The sequence below is a fragment of the Aquabacterium sp. genome (genome assembly GCF_035476535.1).
In the GTDB taxonomy this organism is placed as follows: domain Bacteria; phylum Pseudomonadota; class Gammaproteobacteria; order Burkholderiales; family Burkholderiaceae_C; genus Pseudaquabacterium.
Map to the genome: position 1 here is coordinate 1 of NZ_DATILJ010000018.1, position 15,745 is coordinate 15,745.

General features: G+C 66.9%; 17 protein-coding genes. 9 read left to right on the forward strand and 8 right to left on the reverse strand.

Annotated features, from left to right (window positions below; all coding sequences use genetic code 11):
* From VLK61_RS01960 to VLK61_RS01985, 6 genes are all read left to right on the forward strand, one after another.
* The coding region (locus VLK61_RS01960) for a carbohydrate ABC transporter permease (RefSeq protein ID WP_414636751.1) at positions 1–306 on the forward strand (306 nt) is incomplete at its 5' end.
* Positions 299–1,111: a carbohydrate ABC transporter permease gene (locus tag VLK61_RS01965; RefSeq protein ID WP_325417736.1), complete on the forward strand. Its 813-nt coding sequence runs from the start codon at positions 299–301 to the stop codon at positions 1,109–1,111. The genes VLK61_RS01960 and VLK61_RS01965, both read left to right, overlap by 8 nt.
* Positions 1,111–1,419 carry a DUF2160 domain-containing protein gene (locus tag VLK61_RS01970; protein ID WP_325417738.1) on the forward strand — a complete coding sequence of 103 codons (309 nt, stop codon included), beginning with the start codon at positions 1,111–1,113 and terminating at the stop codon, positions 1,417–1,419. Before VLK61_RS01965 ends, VLK61_RS01970 begins: the two co-directional genes overlap by 1 nt.
* 88 nt (positions 1,420–1,507) lie before the next feature.
* Positions 1,508–3,238 (forward strand): ABC transporter substrate-binding protein, encoded by a 1,731-nt coding sequence (locus VLK61_RS01975; protein ID WP_325417740.1) that lies wholly within the window; start codon positions 1,508–1,510, stop codon positions 3,236–3,238.
* A 355-nt stretch (positions 3,239–3,593) separates the two neighbouring features.
* Complete coding sequence (locus tag VLK61_RS01980; RefSeq protein ID WP_325417742.1) at positions 3,594–4,340, forward strand: substrate-binding domain-containing protein; 747 nt, start codon at positions 3,594–3,596, stop codon at positions 4,338–4,340.
* Positions 4,341–4,405: 65 nt separating this feature from the next.
* Positions 4,406–6,028: a methyl-accepting chemotaxis protein gene (locus VLK61_RS01985; protein ID WP_325417744.1), complete on the forward strand. Its 1,623-nt coding sequence runs from the start codon at positions 4,406–4,408 to the stop codon at positions 6,026–6,028.
* 25 nt (positions 6,029–6,053) lie between these two features.
* Here the strand turns inward: VLK61_RS01985 and VLK61_RS01990 are convergent, their stop codons facing one another.
* The 6 genes from VLK61_RS01990 to VLK61_RS02015 all read right to left on the reverse strand — a co-directional run bounded on the left by VLK61_RS01990 (position 6,054) and on the right by VLK61_RS02015 (position 9,395).
* A complete protein-coding gene (locus tag VLK61_RS01990) occupies positions 6,054–7,337 on the reverse strand; it encodes a phospholipase D-like domain-containing protein (protein ID WP_325417746.1) in 1,284 nt (427 codons plus the stop codon).
* Between the two features lie 64 nt (positions 7,338–7,401).
* A complete protein-coding gene (locus tag VLK61_RS01995; protein ID WP_325417748.1) occupies positions 7,402–7,602 on the reverse strand; it encodes a hypothetical protein in 201 nt (66 codons plus the stop codon).
* Between the two features lie 30 nt (positions 7,603–7,632).
* Complete coding sequence (locus tag VLK61_RS02000; protein WP_325417750.1) at positions 7,633–8,016, reverse strand: hypothetical protein; 384 nt, start codon at positions 8,014–8,016, stop codon at positions 7,633–7,635.
* A gap of 13 nt (positions 8,017–8,029) precedes the next feature.
* Positions 8,030–8,521 carry a hemerythrin domain-containing protein gene (locus VLK61_RS02005; RefSeq protein WP_325417752.1) on the reverse strand — a complete coding sequence of 164 codons (492 nt, stop codon included), beginning with the start codon at positions 8,519–8,521 and terminating at the stop codon, positions 8,030–8,032.
* Positions 8,522–8,559: 38 nt separating this feature from the next.
* Entirely contained in the window at positions 8,560–8,838 is a 279-nt protein-coding gene (locus VLK61_RS02010; protein WP_325417808.1) for a hypothetical protein, read from the reverse strand.
* A gap of 266 nt (positions 8,839–9,104) precedes the next feature.
* Positions 9,105–9,395 (reverse strand): DUF1330 domain-containing protein, encoded by a 291-nt coding sequence (locus VLK61_RS02015; protein WP_325417754.1) that lies wholly within the window; start codon positions 9,393–9,395, stop codon positions 9,105–9,107.
* A 217-nt stretch (positions 9,396–9,612) separates the two neighbouring features.
* On the opposite strand from VLK61_RS02015, the gene VLK61_RS02020 reads away from it, so the two are divergent.
* Complete coding sequence (locus VLK61_RS02020) at positions 9,613–11,172, forward strand: methyl-accepting chemotaxis protein (protein WP_325417756.1); 1,560 nt, start codon at positions 9,613–9,615, stop codon at positions 11,170–11,172.
* 36 nt (positions 11,173–11,208) lie between these two features.
* On the opposite strand, the gene VLK61_RS02025 is transcribed toward VLK61_RS02020, so the two are convergent.
* Together VLK61_RS02025 and VLK61_RS02030 are read right to left on the reverse strand one after the other, a co-directional pair.
* Positions 11,209–12,573 carry a hypothetical protein gene (locus VLK61_RS02025; RefSeq protein WP_325417758.1) on the reverse strand — a complete coding sequence of 455 codons (1,365 nt, stop codon included), beginning with the start codon at positions 12,571–12,573 and terminating at the stop codon, positions 11,209–11,211.
* A 336-nt stretch (positions 12,574–12,909) separates the two neighbouring features.
* Positions 12,910–13,824 (reverse strand): DMT family transporter, encoded by a 915-nt coding sequence (locus VLK61_RS02030; RefSeq protein ID WP_325417760.1) that lies wholly within the window; start codon positions 13,822–13,824, stop codon positions 12,910–12,912.
* Between the two features lie 51 nt (positions 13,825–13,875).
* On the opposite strand from VLK61_RS02030, the gene VLK61_RS02035 reads away from it, so the two are divergent.
* Together VLK61_RS02035 and VLK61_RS02040 are read left to right on the forward strand one after the other, a co-directional pair.
* On the forward strand, positions 13,876–14,580 hold the full coding sequence (locus tag VLK61_RS02035; protein ID WP_325417762.1) for an aspartate/glutamate racemase family protein: 705 nt from the start codon (positions 13,876–13,878) through the stop codon (positions 14,578–14,580).
* A gap of 202 nt (positions 14,581–14,782) precedes the next feature.
* Positions 14,783–15,661, forward strand: coding sequence for a S1C family serine protease (locus VLK61_RS02040; RefSeq protein WP_325417764.1), 879 nt, complete (start codon positions 14,783–14,785; stop codon positions 15,659–15,661).
* Positions 15,662–15,745 lie beyond the last annotated feature (84 nt).

Sequence of the window (15,745 nt, forward strand, 5' to 3'; positions counted from 1 at the left end):
GCCGTGTTCCGCTACATCCAGCTGCCCAAGATGCGCGGCGTGCTGATGATCGCGGTGCTGCTGCGTTTCATGGACAGTTTCATGATCTACACCGAACCTTTCGTGCTGACCGGTGGCGGGCCCGGCAACTCGACAACCTTCCTGAGTCAGTATCTAACGCAAAAAGCGGTCGGCCAGTTCGACCTGGGGCCGGCGGCGGCGTTCTCGCTGATCTACTTCCTGATCATCCTGCTGGTCTGCTTCGTCCTCTACAACTGGATGCAGCGGGTGGGCACGGGTGAGAAGACGGAGGCCGGCCATGCATGAATCCCGCTTCCAGAAGCGCACGATCCTGCTGATCGCCTATCTCATCTTCGCGCTGCTGCCCATCTACTGGATGGTCAACATGAGCTTCAAGACCAACAGCGAGATCCTGTCCAGCTTCACGATGTTCCCGCAGCATTTCACCTGGGACAACTACAAGACCATCTTCACCGATGTGTCCTGGTACTCCGGCTACATCAACAGCCTGATCTACGTCGCCATCAACACGGTGATCTCGCTGGCGGTGGCGTTGCCCGCCGCCTATGCGTTCTCGCGTTATTCGTTCCTCGGCGACCAGCAACTCTTCTTCTGGCTGCTGACCAACCGCATGACACCGCCGGCCGTCTTCCTGCTGCCCTTCTTCCAGCTCTACACCACGCTGGGCATGATGGACACGCACCTGGCCGTGGCCCTGGCGCACCTGGTCTTCAACGTGCCCTTGGCGGTGTGGATCCTCGAAGGCTTCATGAGCGGCATTCCGCGCGAGATCGACGAAACCGCGTACATCGACGGTTACTCCTTCCCGCGCTTCTTCATCACGATCTTCCTGCCGCTGATCAAGGCGGGGGTCGGCGTCGCGGCCTTCTTCTGCTTCATGTTCAGCTGGGTCGAGTTGCTGCTGGCGCGCACGCTGACCAGCGTGAACGCCAAGCCCATCGTCGCGACGATGACCCGCACCGTCAGCGCCTCCGGCATGGACTGGGCCACGCTGGCCGCCGCCGGCACGCTGACCATCGTGCCCGGCGCGATCGTGATCTGGTTCGTGCGCCACTACATCGCCAAGGGCTTCGCCATGGGGAGAGTCTGATGTTCGATTGGATGGTCTGGACCACGCCGGTGGCCGTGTTCTTCAGCTGCATCGCAATGGCACTCGTCGGCATGACGGTGTGGGAAATCAAGTCCCCGACGATCAAGCGCCGCGGCTTCCTGCCTATCGCCACGACGCGCGGCGACCGCCTGTTCATCGGCCTGTTGAGTGCCGCCTACATCAACCTGGCCTTCGTCGGCCTGTCGAGCAAATTCGCCAGTTGGTTCGGCCTGGCTGAGGACCCCAGCATCTGGATCAGCTTCGTGATCTCGATGGGCGCACTGGCGCTGGTGATGAAGAAGGGTTGAAACGTTCGATCGGTAATCCGGCCCGGAGCTTCCCCGGGGCCGTGGTGACCTCACTGCAAACGGGGAAGTGAAGATGAGGAGATTGACAATGAAGATGCGCTACACCGCGCTCGCCCTGGCCGCCGGATTGGCGGTTGCCGGACAGGCCTTGGCCGGAGAGGCCGAAGCCAAGAAGTGGATCGACAGCGAATTCCAGCCGTCGACGCTGAGCAAGGACCAGCAGACGGCCGAGATGAAGTGGTTCATCGATGCCGCGAAGAAGCTGCAGGCCAAGGGCGTCAAGGAAATCTCGGTGGTCTCGGAAACCATCACCACGCATGAATATGAATCGAAGACGCTGGCCAAGGCCTTCGAGGAAATCACCGGCATCAAGGTCAAGCATGACCTGATCCAGGAAGGCGACGTGGTCGAGAAGCTGCAGACCTCGATGCAATCCGGCAAGTCGATCTACGACGGCTGGATCAGCGATTCCGACCTGATCGGCACGCACTGGCGCTACGGCAAGATCATGAACCTGACCGACTACATGGCCGGTGCGGGCAAGGAGTGGACCAACCCCGGGCTGGACATCAAGGACTTCATCGGCACCAGCTTCACCACCGCGCCGGACGGCAAGCTGTACCAGCTGCCGGACCAGCAGTTCGCCAACCTGTACTGGTTCCGGGCCGATCTGTTTGCGCGTCAGGATCTGAAGGACAAGTTCAAGGCCAAGTACGGCTACGACCTGGGCGTGCCGCTGAACTGGAGCGCCTACGAGGACATCGCCGAGTTCTTCACCAACGACGTGAAGACCATCGACGGCAAGCCGATCTATGGCCACATGGACTACGGCAAGAAGGATCCGTCGCTGGGCTGGCGCTTCACCGACGCCTGGCTGTCGATGGCCGGTACGGCGGACAAGGGCATTCCGAACGGCGTGCCGGTCGACGAGTGGGGCATCCGCGTCGACGACAAGAAGTGCGCGCCGGTCGGCGCTTCGGTCGAACGCGGTGGCGCCACCAACTCGCCGGCTGCCGTCTACGCACTGACCAAGTACGTCGACTGGATGAAGAAGTACGCGCCCAAGGAAGCCACTGGCATGACCTTCGGCGAAGCCGGCCCGGTGCCCGCGCAAGGCCAGATCGCGCAGCAGATCTTCTGGTACACCGCTTTCACCGCGGACATGACCAAGAAGGGCCTGCCGGTCGTCAACGACGACGGCACGCCGAAGTGGCGCATGGCCCCCGGCCCGAACGGCCCGTACTGGAAGCAGGGCATGCAGAACGGCTATCAGGACGTCGGCTCGTGGACCTTCTTCAAGGACCACGATGCCAACAAGACGGCTGCGGCCTGGCTGTACGCGCAGTTCATCACCGCCAAGACCACCTCGCTGAAGAAGACCATCGTCGGCCTGACGCCGATTCGTGAGTCCGACATCCAGAGCAAGGCGATGACCGACCTTGCGCCCAAGCTCGGGGGCCTGGTGGAGTTCTACCGCAGCCCGGCGCGTGTGGCCTGGACACCCACGGGCACCAACGTGCCCGACTACCCGAAGCTGGCGCAGCTGTGGTGGAAGAACGTGGCCGTGGCGGTGACCGGCGAGAAGACGCCGCAAGCCGCGATGGACACGCTGGCCGAGGAAATGGACCAGGTGCTGGCGCGCCTGGAGCGCGCCGGCATGGCCAAGTGCGCGCCCAAGCTGAACAAGAAGGAAGATCCGAAGAAGTGGCTCAGCGACAAGGGCGCACCGTGGGCCAAGCTGGCCAATGAGAAGCCGAAGGGCGAAACGATCGCCTACGACACGCTGTTGTCGGCATGGAAGGCCGGCAAGGTGCGTTGAAGGTGATGGGGGCCGGCGCCGCAAGGACCGGCCTGTCTGACTGAGTGAAAGTGCCTCCATTGGCCTTGCCATCGCCTCCTGGCGGTGGCAGGGCCTTTTTACGTTCTGCCCTGCCATCGTCTTTGAACGTTGGCAGGGCCTTTTTCATGGCGCCGGCCGTCGGCGCAGATGACGCCTGACATCCCTGCGGAGACGTCCCCTCGGCATTGACGGGAGATGTCCCGACAGCCCGCGCGGGGAGGTCTGCTTTCACATCGAGAAGCATGCACTAGGTCCGGTATTTCGGGCTCTTCTCTGCCTTCCGGGGACCGATAGTGATGCCAGCCATCACTCATCCACGAAAGGAAAAGAGACCATGAAGACGCTCACTTTGGCCGCCATGGCGCTGGCCTCCACGCTGGCCGGTACCGCAGTGGCAGACACCGTGAAGGTGACCGGCGCCTCGACGGTGCTCAACGTCGTGATCTCGCCCACCAAGGGCGCGGTCGAGAAGAGCACCGGCCACACGCTGGTCATCATCGGCTCCGGCACGGGCAAGGGCCTGGTCGATCTGGTCGAGGGCACCAGCGACATCGCGATGGTGTCGGAGCCGATGGACATCGCCGTCGACGCCGCGGCAGTCGCCGGCAGGAAGATCGATCCGAAGGCGATTCAGTTCTTCGAGCTGAAGAAGGACGAGATCGTATTCGTCGTGCATCCGTCCAACCCCGTCGGCAAGCTGAGCTGGGATCAGCTGCGAGACATCCACACCGGCAAGATAGCCAACTGGAAGGAAGTCGGCGGCAAGGATCAGCCCATCGTCGTCTACAGCGACTCCACCACCGGCGGCACGCGCGCGATGGTCAAGAAGGTCGTGATGGGCGGCGCCGAGTACGGCCCGACCGTGAAGGCGCAGACCAGCGTCAAGCGTGCAGCCGAGATGGTCGGCGGCGACGAGGCCGGCATCACCGGCGTCGGCAAGGGGTTTGTCGATGCGGCCAAGAACAAGACGGTGGACACGAAGCGGCTCGAGCGTCCGCTGGCGTTGGCCACGCTGGGCGCGCCCAAGCCTGCCGCCAAGGCCGTGATCGACGCCTTTGCCAAGGAAGCCAAGGCGCTTTGACATCGAGGCGCGCGCGGCACCGCCGCATGCGCCCGCATCCGGTTCGAAAAAATTCGGGAGTTCGCATGAGCGCATTCAGTCTGGGCAACGCGGGGGTTGGCACGCGGCTGGGCTCTGCCTTCGGCGTCCTGGCGCTGTTGTTGCTGGTCAGCGTGGCCTTTGGCGTGACGCGCCTGGCCTCGCTCAACGCGTCAGTGGCATCGCTTCAGGAAAAGGCACACGCCGGTGCGCTGGCGGCTACGCTGGTCGCACAGGCGCACGAGACATCCAGCGCGCTGGGCCGCGCCGTCATGGCCGACAGCGTGGATGTGATCCAGTCCAGTCTCAAGGAGGCCGACACCTTGCGCGCCGATTCGGGCAGCACCCGCCAGGCGCTGGCCGGGCTGACGACCAGCGACGACGCCCGCGCCCTCCTGAAGGCCGTGGAGGCCGCTGAGCCGGTGTATCGCAGCCACCTGGACAAGGTGACGGCCGCGGTCAAGAACGGTGACACCGACGCCGCGCGCATCGCACTCAACGACAAGGCGCTGCGCGGCGCCGAGGCGAGCTTGCTGAAAGCGCTCGGTGCGCTCGACGCCTTCGAGCGCAAGGCGATGGCAGCGGCCACGGCCCAGGCCGCGGCCGCCTACGCTGTCGGCCGCAACCTGCTCATCGCCGCGGCGGCCGTGGCGGTCGCGCTGGCTGCAGGGCTGGGTCTGTGGATGACGCGCAGCCTGGTCCGGCAACTCGGCGGCGAGCCGGGAACCGCCGCCGATCTCGCCCGCTCGGTGGCCCAGGGCGACTTGAGCGTGCACATCGATGTCAGGCCCGGTGACAGTACCAGCCTGATGGCCCAGCTCAAGGCGATGCAGGAGAGCCTGGCACGCGTCGTGAGCGGCGTGCGCCAGAACTCCGAGACCGTCGCCAGCGCCAGCCAGCAGATCGCCCAGGGCAACCACGATCTGAGCCTGCGCACGGAGCAGCAGGCTTGCGCCCTGCAGCAGACCGCGGCGTCGATGGCGCAATTGGACTCGACGGTCAAGCGCAACGCCGACAACGCCCGGCAGGCCAACGAGTTGGCGCGAGGCGCCTCCACGGTCGCCCTCAAGGGCGGCGAGGTCGTCGGACAAGTCGTCGAGACGATGAAGGGCATCAACGACAGCAGCAAGAAGATCGCGGACATCATCAGCGTGATCGATGGCATCGCGTTTCAGACCAACATCCTGGCGCTCAATGCGGCGGTCGAAGCAGCCCGCGCCGGCGAGCAGGGGCGCGGTTTCGCGGTCGTGGCGAGCGAGGTCCGCAACCTGGCGCAGCGCTCTTCGGCGGCGGCCAAGGAGATCAAGACCCTGATCGGCGCCAGCGTCGATCGTGTCGAGCAAGGCACGGCGCTGGTCGACCAGGCCGGCGTGACGATGGAGGAAATCGTCGTGTCGATCCGGCGCGTGACAGCGATCATGGGCGAGATCAGCGCGGCCTCCACCGACCAGAGCACCGGCGTTGCCCAGGTGGGCGAAGCCGTCAGCCAGATGGACCGGGCCACGCAGCAGAACGCCGCGCTGGTGGAGCAAAGCGCAGCAGCGGCCGAGAGCCTGAAGGCTCAGGCGCAGCAACTGGTGCAGGCGGTGGCCGTTTTTAAGCTCGACCCGCACGTGCCGGAAGAGCGGCACGGTGCTGCGCCAAGCGAGCGTGCAGCAAAGTCAGTCTGACGCTGCAGTGCGAACAGGCCCGAGGTCAGAGCTGGGTGCTGACCACAGAAGACAGCCATTCGCCCCAGCGCTCCCGCCAAGGGCGTTCGCGCCACTCGGCGTAGGTCACTCGATGCGAGCGCCCGAGATCGGACTCGAAGACGGTGGTCTGGGCACTGGCAAATGCCTGGTCGACGACGTTCAGCGTGGCCTCGTCGTTCAGGCGAAAAGACCGGTTGTCAAAGTTCGTCGAACCGACTGAGACCAGCAGCCCATCGACGATCATCACCTTGCAGTGGTACATCGTGGGTTCGTACTCGGCGATGATCGCTCCGGCGTTGAGCAAAGGACCCCAGGAGGCCCGTGAGGCGCTGCGCACGGTGTCGCTGTCGATGTGTGGGCCCGGGACGACGATGCGCAGCTTGACACCCCGGCGCAGCGCCTCGACAAGGGCGCGCATCGTCAGCGTGTCCGGCACGAAATACGCCGCAGACAGGTCGATCGATCGCGAGGCCGCGGTGACCGCGAGCAGGTACATCAACTGCATGCTTTCGCTGCCGCCGCTGGGTGAGCTGCTGAACATTTGCGCCATGCTCCGGCCCGCCGGCGTCAGCGCTGGAAAGTAGGCGGCGCCATGCAATACGTCGCCCGTCACCTTGATCCAGTTGTCGATGAACACCGATTGCATCTGCGCGACGACCGGGCCCTCGACCTCGAAGTGCGTGTCGCGCCAGTGGGCTGGATCCTGGGCGCTGCCTGTCCACTGCGGTGCCACGCCCACGCCGCCGGTGAATCCGATGCGGCCATCGATCACCAACAGCTTGCGATGGGTCCGGTTGTTCAGGCGACCCAGATGCGACCAGTGCGGTGGATGGAACTTGCGGACGCTGACGCCGGCATCCGACATGGCGGTCAGTAGATCGTCGTCCATCTTGGCGCTGCCGATCCAGTCGAGCAGCACGTGGACCTTGACGCCCTCGCGAGCCTTGGCAGCCAAGGCATCGGCGAACGCGCGGCCGATATCGCCCGACCAGTAGATGTACGTCTCGAAGGTGATCGACGTCCGGGCGCTGCGGATCGCGGCCAGCATGGGCGGGAAGATCTGGTCGCCGTTCAGCAGGGCCCGGACCTTGTTGCCGTCCAGGAACGGTGGCCCGAGCAGCACGCCCAGTTCGTGCGTGAAGCGCCCATCGTCGAGTGTGTACAGCCGCTCTATGCGACGCTCGATCTTCTTCTCGCCACCGATGAAGTTTGCAGCCACCAGGCCGGCGATCAGCGCTACTGCGGCGGCGCCGCCCGCCAACGCCAGCCCTCGGAGCCAGGTTTTCATGCGGCTCGGCGGTAATCCATGGGAACACAGCCTGGCGCGCCAACGCGGTTGTCGCCCAAATGGCTCAGCGTCGCTTGCGCTTTGCTCGGGTCGCTGTCGAAGCAGGTGCCAGAACGTCGGTCCAGAACTTCAGGCCCTCGGCGGTCGCGTCGGCCACCGCGGCGTGCACTTGGCGCTTGGCCTGTGCAGCAGCGTGGCCATGCAACGTCCCCGCCGCGCGGTTCGCCGAACTGAGCCACATGCTCATGAACGGGTTCTTCTTCATCCATGGATTAGGCATACCGGTCCTGTTTCGTCAGCGGGAGCGGGAAATCCGGGCAATCAGCGCGCCCACAGCCAATGCGGCAGCCACGGCGACCAGCGGGTTGTCGCGTACCGCGCGACGCAGGATTTCGGCCCATGCGTCACCGGTTTCGCGCAACTGGTCTGTCTTCGCATGCACTGCGGCTTCGGCGCCAGAGACGCCCTCTGCCAAGTGCTGCAGCGCCGGCGTGGCACTGTCCGCAAGGCTGTCGATGGTGTCGTGGGCGCCTTGCACCAGCCGCTTCAACAGGTCGACAGTTGCCGGCGGTTCGTGCCCGGCCTCCGGCAGCAGGGCTGTGTCGGGAACGTGAACCTGGGACTTGTAGATGGGCCAGGGGACATCGGACAGCGGAGGTGATTCGGTCGTGTTCGTCATGGCAACTCCCGGTTCAAGCATGCGCTTCGTGGGTCAGCAGATCGGCCTTGCGCTCGGCCATGCGGGCACCGAGTTCGGCCATGTCGAGTGACGAGGATTTGGCCTTGGGGAACATCTCGCTCTGTTCCTCCTTGACGTGGTGCTTGACGTATTCGGACAGCACCTTGACCTTGGCGTCGTACATCTCGCCATCGGGCTCTGCGCCATCGAGCTGAGCGATCAACTCCTTGAGGCTGGCGTGCTCGATCGTGGCCTCGGGCACCAGCAGCTTGTCCTTCAGTGCGGCCTTGACGGCCGGGTAGAAGATCTCTTCCTCGATCTGCGCATGCACGCTCAGCGCGGTGCAGATCTCGGCGACCAGCGTCTTCTTCTTGGCCACCGACCGGGTCTTCTCGAATTCGGTGAACAACTCGCTCACGGCCTCGTGATCGGCCTTGAGCAGCGCAATGGCGTCCTTGGCGACGGTGGATGCCTTCGGCGGTGTGGTGTGCTTGGCGGTGGTCATGCCATGTCCTTGGGTGAGGGGTCGAGGGGGCGGTGCAGTCAATTCACGAACAGGGCGATCAGGATGATGATCGGGATCGGAATGCCGAGAAACAGCAGCAGCAGTGAACGCATGGTGTGCTCCGTGGGAGTGAGTGCGGACCGGTGAAAGGTGGTGGGGCTCAGGCGTCGCGACGCCGGCCGCCGAAGGTCGCTGCCAGGCTGGCCACGAAGGCGCCGATGAGCAGGGACACGAAGAGCCAGAGCGCGCTGTATGCCGAGGCCTTGCGGGCTTGGTCGGCGGCCTGTCGTGTGGCCACTGAGCGCGCAGGTGTTCATCGGCAGGGAGTGCAGCAGAAAGTGCCATGGCGAATGTCCGGGCGGTGAGGGGGGAAGTGCGGAGCGCGAATGCTTCACCGTCCCTGAACCTTAGATCCGCAGCGCCTTGGCATCTGTAGGTCAGCACCGCGAGCGGATGTCAGTCGTTTGGGCGGTTCGCCCTTCTTGCCGATCCCATCTGCCCGGGCGGCAGCGCGCGTCTGCCGCTGCACGACGCTGCGCCGCTGGTGGCCTGCGGTGTCAGCCCCATGGCGCTTGCCGCGGGCTCAGACGCCTTCGATCGCGACCAGTCGGCCCGTCGATGCACGCTGGCGCAGAGGAATCAGCTTCGCGTATTCGGGCGAGTGGTAGAAGGCCTTCAGGCTGGCCATGTCCGGAAACTCCAGGATCACCTGACGCCCCGGCGCCGCGCCTTCGCCCTCCAGCACGGTGGTCGCGCCGCCCCGAACCAGGTAGCGGCCGCCATAGGCCGCGATGACCGCCGGCACCTGGCGGCGGTACTCCTCGTAGGTTTCGGGATCGGTGACTTCGATGCTGCCGTGGATGTAAGCGCTCATGCGTGGGCTCCTTCGGGTGGGTTGATGCCAGGCGCGTGGAAGCGCCCGGCCGAGGACGGGATCATGCCGCCGAACGCCAGCGCGGCGCGGGCTGGCCGAGTCGTGAATTCGTACCGCACGCACCGGGCTGTGTAGGCCCGCGGCAGCGCTTGTCCGACAAATTCAGTGTGGTTGAACCGGTCGGCGCCGATAAGGCAGAAAACCTGGAGGAACCGCGATGCGTTTGTTGACCACCCTGAACATTGGCGCCCGGCTGGGCGTGTCGGTTGCCGTCACGCTGTTGCTGATGAGCCTGCTGGCCGCCATCGGCCTGTTCGGCCTGCGTGCGGCCGATCAGCAGATGGAGCGCATCGTGCACGGCAACGTGGAGAAGATCGGGCTGGTCAACCGCATGTCGGAACAGGTGCACATCGAAGCGCGTGTGCTGCGCACGATGGTGATGCTCAACGACCAGGCGCTGATCGACAAGGAAGTCAAGCGCGCCACCGAGGCCCGCGCCCGCTACGACCGCGACTGGGCCGAACTGTTGAAGCTGCCAAGCTCCGACAAGGGCGCGGCGATCCGCGCCCGCATCGACGCGGCGCGCAAGGAGGCGCGCAGCATCAACGACGACGTGGTCACCTACGCCCGCGCCAACCGCGACAACGAGGCCACCGACATGCTGCTGAGCAAGTCCGTGCCGAAGATCGAGCAGTGGCAGGCCGCGCTGGACGATAACGAAGAACTGCAGCGGCAGGCCAATGAGCAGGCCTACGCGCTTGCCAGGGCCGCCGGCCAGCGCTCGGAACTCCTGCTGGGCGCCATCACCTTGCTGGCCGTCGTGCTGAGCAGCCTGGCCGGCTGGTGGATCGCGCGCAGCATCACGCGGCCGCTGGCCCAGGCCGTGGCGGCTGCCGATGCCGTGGCCGCCGGCGACCTGACGCTCACGCTGCACACCGAGGGCCGTGACGAAGTGGCGCGGCTGATGCAGGCCATGGCCCGCATGATCGAGCAGCTGCGCGGCACCGTGGGTGCGGTGCGCGGCAATGCCGAGAGCGTGTCGGTGGCCAGCGCGCAGATCGCGCAGGGCAACCACGACCTGTCCGGCCGCACCGAAGAACAGGCCTCGGCGCTGGAACAAACCGCCGCGTCGATGGAACAGCTGGGCGCCACCGTCAAGCAGAACGCCGACAACGCGCACCAGGCCAACCAACTGGCCCAGGGTGCCAGCGTGGTGGCCGTCAAGGGCGGCAGCGTCGTCGGCCAGGTGGTCGAGACCATGAAGGGCATCAACGACAGCAGCAAGAAGATCGCCGACATCATCAGCGTGATCGACGGCATCGCCTTCCAGACCAACATCCTGGCGCTGAATGCCGCGGTGGAAGCCGCGCGTGCTGGCGAGCAGGGCCGCGGCTTTGCCGTCGTGGCGTCTGAAGTGCGCAGCCTGGCGCAGCGCAGCGCAGCAGCGGCCAAGGAGATCAAGTCGCTGATCAGTGCCAGCGTCGAGCGCGTCGAGCAAGGCAGTACGCTGGTCGACCAGGCCGGCGCGACGATGACCGAGGTCGTCAGCGCCATCCGCCGCGTCACCGACATCGTGGGCGAGATCAGCACCGCCAGCGTCGAGCAGAGCAGCGGCGTCAGCCAGGTCGGCGAAGCCGTGGCGCAGATGGACCGCGCGACGCAGCAGAACGCCGCGTTGGTGGAAGAAAGCGCGGCCGCTGCCGAGAGCCTGAAGTCACAGGCGCAGGATCTTCTGCAGGCAGTGGCGGTGTTCAAGCTGGCGCCGGGCGTGGCCTGAGGGTTCACGCGGGCGCGGGCCGTGGCCCGCGCCCGCCTACAAGGTGCGCAGGAAGGCCACCAGGTCCTTCTTCTCCTGCTCGTTGAGTTTCACGCCCAGCACCAGGTTGAAGAACTCCACCGTGTCGTCGAGCGTCATCAGGCGGTCATCGTGCAGGTAGGGCGGCGAATCCTTGATGCCCCGCAGCGGAAAGGTCTTGATCGGCCCGTCCGCCAGCGCGCGGCGGCCATTGACCGTGGTCTCGTTGAAGAAGCGCTCGGTGCGCAGGTTGTGCATCAGGTTGTCGGTGTAGTAGGGCGGGGCGTGGCAACTCGCGCACTGGCCCTTGCCGGAGAACACTCTTTCGCCGCGCAACTCACTGGCGCTGGCCTTGGCCGGGTCCAGCCGGCCCAGGACATCCAGCTTGGGCGCCGGCGGAAAGTCCAGCAGGTTCTGGAATTCGCCCATGACATGCACCTGGCTGCCGCGCTCCAGCACGTTCACGCCCTTGCGCGCAGCGGCGGCCGGGTCGCCGTCGAAGTAGGCGGCGCGCTGTTCGAACTCGGTGAAGTCTTCGACGCTCTTCAGCGCGCGCTGCGAGCCGAACAGTCGCTGGATGTTCACGCCGCGCAGCGAAGGCGTGCCGATGCGGTGGCGCAGCTCGTTGGGGCGGATATCACCCACCGTGTGCGTCGCGGCATTGCTGTGGCCGTTGGCATGGCAGTCGAAGCAGGCCACGCCCATGTGCGAGCGCAGCGCGCGCCGGTCTTCGGTGGCGTTGAACTGCGCCTGCGGAAACGGCGTCAGCAACAAGCGCAAGCCCTCGAGCTGCTTCGGATTGAAGGCGTCCTTGAACAGCGTCTCGAAGTTGTCCAGCGTCACCAGCTGACCGCGAGACACGTCGCCAAGGTCGGGCCGTGTGGTCAGGAACACCGGCGCCGGAAACTCCGGCAACAGGTGCTGCGGCAGGTCGAAGTCGAGATCGAAGCGTGTCAGGTCGCGGCCGGTCTGGCGCTTGGTCTCGTCGATCAGCGGCTTCGGAAAGATCATGCCGCCGGCCTCGTGGTGCGGGTGCGGCAAGGGCAGGAAACCGGCCGGCCACAGGTTGCCGCTCTTGATCTCCGGCGGCGACATCGCGGCGAGCTTGTCCCAGCTGGTGCCAGCCGGCAGCCGCACGCGCACGCCGTCCTGCACCGGCTTGCCGCGCGCCATCGTCACGCCTGGCGCCGGCCGGTCGGCCAGGTCGTAGCGCTGCGCCAGCAGGTCCTGCTGGCGCTTGGCGAAGCGCGGCTTGTCCTGCTGCAGGCGCTTGACCAGCGTTGGAAAGTCTTCCGGCTGCGCCAGCGCAACGGTGGCGGCACCGATCAGGGAAATAACAGCCGCGATCAGCAGCGGCCTCCAGAGCGATCGAATGGCGTTCATGGCGCAGTGACTCCCCGGTGGGTCCACCGGCGGCCGCCAGCTTGCGGCGGGGGGCAGGGCCCGTCTGTGCCCTAGCGCACACAGTGAGGAGGGGCCGCGCCTGGCCCAGCCTTCCAGAGCCTGTGAGATCTTGTCAGCTTGGCGCCGTCGCGCGACACCAATCGCAGCAGCACGTTCGTGTCAACCGCCAGCATGGCGGCGGTGCATGCGCTGGCGGATGCCTTGCTTCAGCTCGGCCAGCGTCTTGGCCGGCTCTGCGGCGGGCAGCGGCCCCGCAAACAGCGCTTGATGTACCTCGGCGGTGGTGTGGCGTCGGGCGCGCTCGACGATGATGCGCTAGCGCCGCCGAAGCCCCAACCACATCACCGTCGCCACCACCAGCAAGCCGCCGCCGACTTGAGACGCGGCGATCGATTGGCCGAGGATGGCCCAGGCCAGCACCAGCGCGAAGATCGGCTCGATGTTCATGATCGCCGAGTTGCCGACCACGCCGAGCCTGGGCAGCACGATGAACAGGATCGTGAACCCGGTGCCGTACAGGAAGCTCAGCGTCAGCAGCCCGGCCCAGCCGGCCGGGGCCTGCGGCAGATGGAAGCCGCCTTGGGTGGCCACGCCGGCCAGCGCGAGCACGGCCACCAGGCCCATCGTGGCGGCGGTGCGCACGCGGCCGTCCAGGTCGCTGGCTTCATGCTGCGTCAACACCAACGCCATGCCGAAGGTGGCGGCCGCGGCCAGCGCATACGCCACGCCGACGCCGATCTGCCGCCATTGCCCGGCAGCGCCCAGGCCCGAGGCGGCGCCGAAGACATCGAGCGCCAGCGCCAGGCCGAGCAGCATCACCGGCATGGCCCGCAGCACCCGCGGCTCCGGCCGGTGGCCATAGGCCATACGGGCCCACAGCGCTGTCCACAAGGGGTAGGTGTTGAAGGCCAGCAGCGCCAGCGCCACGGGCAGCCGCGCCACGGCGGCGTACAGGCACAGGCTCTGCACGGCCACCAGCAGGCCGATGAGCAGCATCGCGCGCCGGTGCCGCGCCGTCAGCTGCACCGGCACGCGCTGCAGCAGCACCAGCAGGCCCACGACCAGCGCGGTGCTGCCGCTGCGGAAAGTCACCGCGGTGGCGACGTCCACGCCGTTGTCGAAGGCCAGCCGTGCCGCGACATGGTTGGCGCCCATCATCAAGGCGATCAGCAGCAGCGTGGCGAAGGCCGCGGCCGGCAAGGCGGTGCGCGAAGACGGGGCAGGGCTCATGCGGGCCATTTTCGCGGCCGCGCTGCGGCGCAGGCAGGTAAGCTCGCGCCCATGGCAACCCAGCACATCGGTATCGTGGCCTGTTCGGCCGAAGGCGCGGCACTGTGCTACCGCACGATCTGCACGGAGGCGGCGCAACTGCTGGGCGCGCACGCGCATCCCGAACTGACGATGCACGGCCACTCGCTGGCCGACTACGTGGCCTGCCTCGAGCGCGGCGACCTGGCCGGTGTGGCCGCGCTGATGCTGTCTTCCGCCTACAAGCTGGCCCGCAGCGGTGCCGACTTCCTGATCTGCCCGGACAACACCATCCACCAGGCGCTGCCGCTGCTGCAGGGCCGCTCGCCGCTGCCCTGGCTGCACATTGCCGAGGTGGTGGCCGATGCCGCCGCGGCGCGCGGCTTCCGGCAGCTGGGCATCACCGGCACGCGCTGGCTGGTCGACAGCGCGGTGTATCCGGACGCGCTGGCGTCCCGCGGCCTGGGCTGGCTGCGGCCGGGCGATACCGATCGCGACGAGATTGACCGCCTCATCATGGAGGAGTTGGTGCCCGGCGTGTTCACGCCCGCCGCGGTGGCCAGCTTCCAGCGCGTGATCGCCGGCCTGCAGGCCCAGGGCTGCGATGCGGTGGTGCTGGGCTGCACCGAGATTCCGCTGATCATCCACGATGGCAATTCGCCGCTGCCGACGCTGGACTCGACACGCCTGCTGGCGCGTGCGGCGCTGCAGCGGGCCTGCCGGCCGGCCGAGTCCTGAGCACCCCCGACTGCGGCTTCCGTCAGGCCCCTGGCCCTCTTGTCGGCCCCCGCGCTGTCCCCATCTGACGTGCAGGCCGGTGCTGCCCGATCGGGCAGGTCCGGCCTCGCCGGTTGGCGGAGGCGCCGGGCCGCCGTGAGGCGCACGATGGCGTCATTCCTCTTCCACGGGCCGTGTTCGACCAACCGGCTGTCCCGCTGCCATGAACCCGATCTCCTCACCCGATCAATTGCCCGACAGCGTGGCCCGTGTGGCGGCCTCGGTGGTCGGCCTGGCCACGCGCCGGCACAGCGGCGCCGGCGTGCTGTGGCGTCCTGGCGTCGTGGTGGCCAGCGCTTCGGTGCTGTGGCGCGCTTCGCAGGTGGCACTGGTGCTGCCCGATGGTGAACAGGTGCAGGGCGAGGTGCGCGGCCTCGATGCCGGCACCGACCTGGCCGCGGTGACCTGGGCCGCCAGCAGCCTGCCGGTGGCCGAGCGCAGCAGCGCCGTGCCGCGGGTCGGCGACTTCGTCTTCGCCGTCGGCCGCGAACCCTCGGGCCTGACGCAAGCCAGCTTCGGCCACATCGGCCTGGTCGGCGGTGAATGGCGCAGCTGGCGCGGCGGCCGCATCGACCGGCTGATAAGGCTCGATGGCGGGCTTTATCCCGGGCTGAACGGCGCACCGGTGGCTGATGCCGCGGGCCAGGTCATCGGCATCGGCAGCAGTGCGTTTTCGCGCCACCATGGCGTGGTGCTGCCGGGCGCGACGATCGACCGCGTGCTCGACGCCTTGCTGGCCCATGGCCGGGTGCCGCACGGTTACCTCGGCATCGCCGTGCAGCCGGTGCGCGCGACGCTGGACGGCGCGGGTGTCGATGGCCTGCTGGTCAGCTCGGTCGCGGAGGACGGCCCCGCCGCGCAGGGCGGCCTGCTGGTCGGCGATGTGATCGTCAGCATCGGCGGCACGGCGGTTGGCACCCTGGAAGACTTGCGTTCGCAATTGCAGGTCGGCGCCAAGGTGGCAGTGCGCGTCGCACGCGGCGGCATGGCGCAGGACCTGACGCTGGAAGTCATCGAGCGGCCTTCGTCGCGCTGCCACTGACGGCCGGCCACCAGAACGTCCCACCAGAACGTCCCACCAAGCGCCGCCCACCCAACGGCTCCGACCCACGCCTCTCACAAAGAG

Excerpts from the sequence above, each read along its gene's own strand:
- VLK61_RS02010 (WP_325417808.1), bottom strand. The coding sequence starts at position 8,838 with ATGAACACCTGCGCGCTCAGTGGCCACACGACAGGCCGCCGACCAAGC.
- VLK61_RS01965 (WP_325417736.1), top strand. The coding sequence starts at position 299 with ATGCATGAATCCCGCTTCCAGAAGCGCACGATCCTGCTGATCGCCTAT.
- VLK61_RS01980 (WP_325417742.1), top strand. The coding sequence starts at position 3,594 with ATGAAGACGCTCACTTTGGCCGCCATGGCGCTGGCCTCCACGCTGGCC.
- VLK61_RS02040 (WP_325417764.1), top strand. The coding sequence starts at position 14,783 with ATGAACCCGATCTCCTCACCCGATCAATTGCCCGACAGCGTGGCCCGT.
- VLK61_RS01970 (WP_325417738.1), top strand. The coding sequence starts at position 1,111 with ATGTTCGATTGGATGGTCTGGACCACGCCGGTGGCCGTGTTCTTCAGC.
- VLK61_RS01995 (WP_325417748.1), bottom strand. The coding sequence starts at position 7,602 with ATGAAGAAGAACCCGTTCATGAGCATGTGGCTCAGTTCGGCGAACCGC.
- VLK61_RS02000 (WP_325417750.1), bottom strand. The coding sequence starts at position 8,016 with ATGACGAACACGACCGAATCACCTCCGCTGTCCGATGTCCCCTGGCCC.
- VLK61_RS02015 (WP_325417754.1), bottom strand. The coding sequence starts at position 9,395 with ATGAGCGCTTACATCCACGGCAGCATCGAAGTCACCGATCCCGAAACC.
- VLK61_RS02020 (WP_325417756.1), top strand. The coding sequence starts at position 9,613 with ATGCGTTTGTTGACCACCCTGAACATTGGCGCCCGGCTGGGCGTGTCG.
- VLK61_RS01985 (WP_325417744.1), top strand. The coding sequence starts at position 4,406 with ATGAGCGCATTCAGTCTGGGCAACGCGGGGGTTGGCACGCGGCTGGGC.
- VLK61_RS01990 (WP_325417746.1), bottom strand. The coding sequence starts at position 7,337 with ATGAAAACCTGGCTCCGAGGGCTGGCGTTGGCGGGCGGCGCCGCCGCA.
- VLK61_RS02035 (WP_325417762.1), top strand. The coding sequence starts at position 13,876 with ATGGCAACCCAGCACATCGGTATCGTGGCCTGTTCGGCCGAAGGCGCG.
- VLK61_RS02030 (WP_325417760.1), bottom strand. The coding sequence starts at position 13,824 with ATGAGCCCTGCCCCGTCTTCGCGCACCGCCTTGCCGGCCGCGGCCTTC.
- VLK61_RS01975 (WP_325417740.1), top strand. The coding sequence starts at position 1,508 with ATGAAGATGCGCTACACCGCGCTCGCCCTGGCCGCCGGATTGGCGGTT.
- VLK61_RS02005 (WP_325417752.1), bottom strand. The coding sequence starts at position 8,521 with ATGACCACCGCCAAGCACACCACACCGCCGAAGGCATCCACCGTCGCC.
- VLK61_RS02025 (WP_325417758.1), bottom strand. The coding sequence starts at position 12,573 with ATGAACGCCATTCGATCGCTCTGGAGGCCGCTGCTGATCGCGGCTGTT.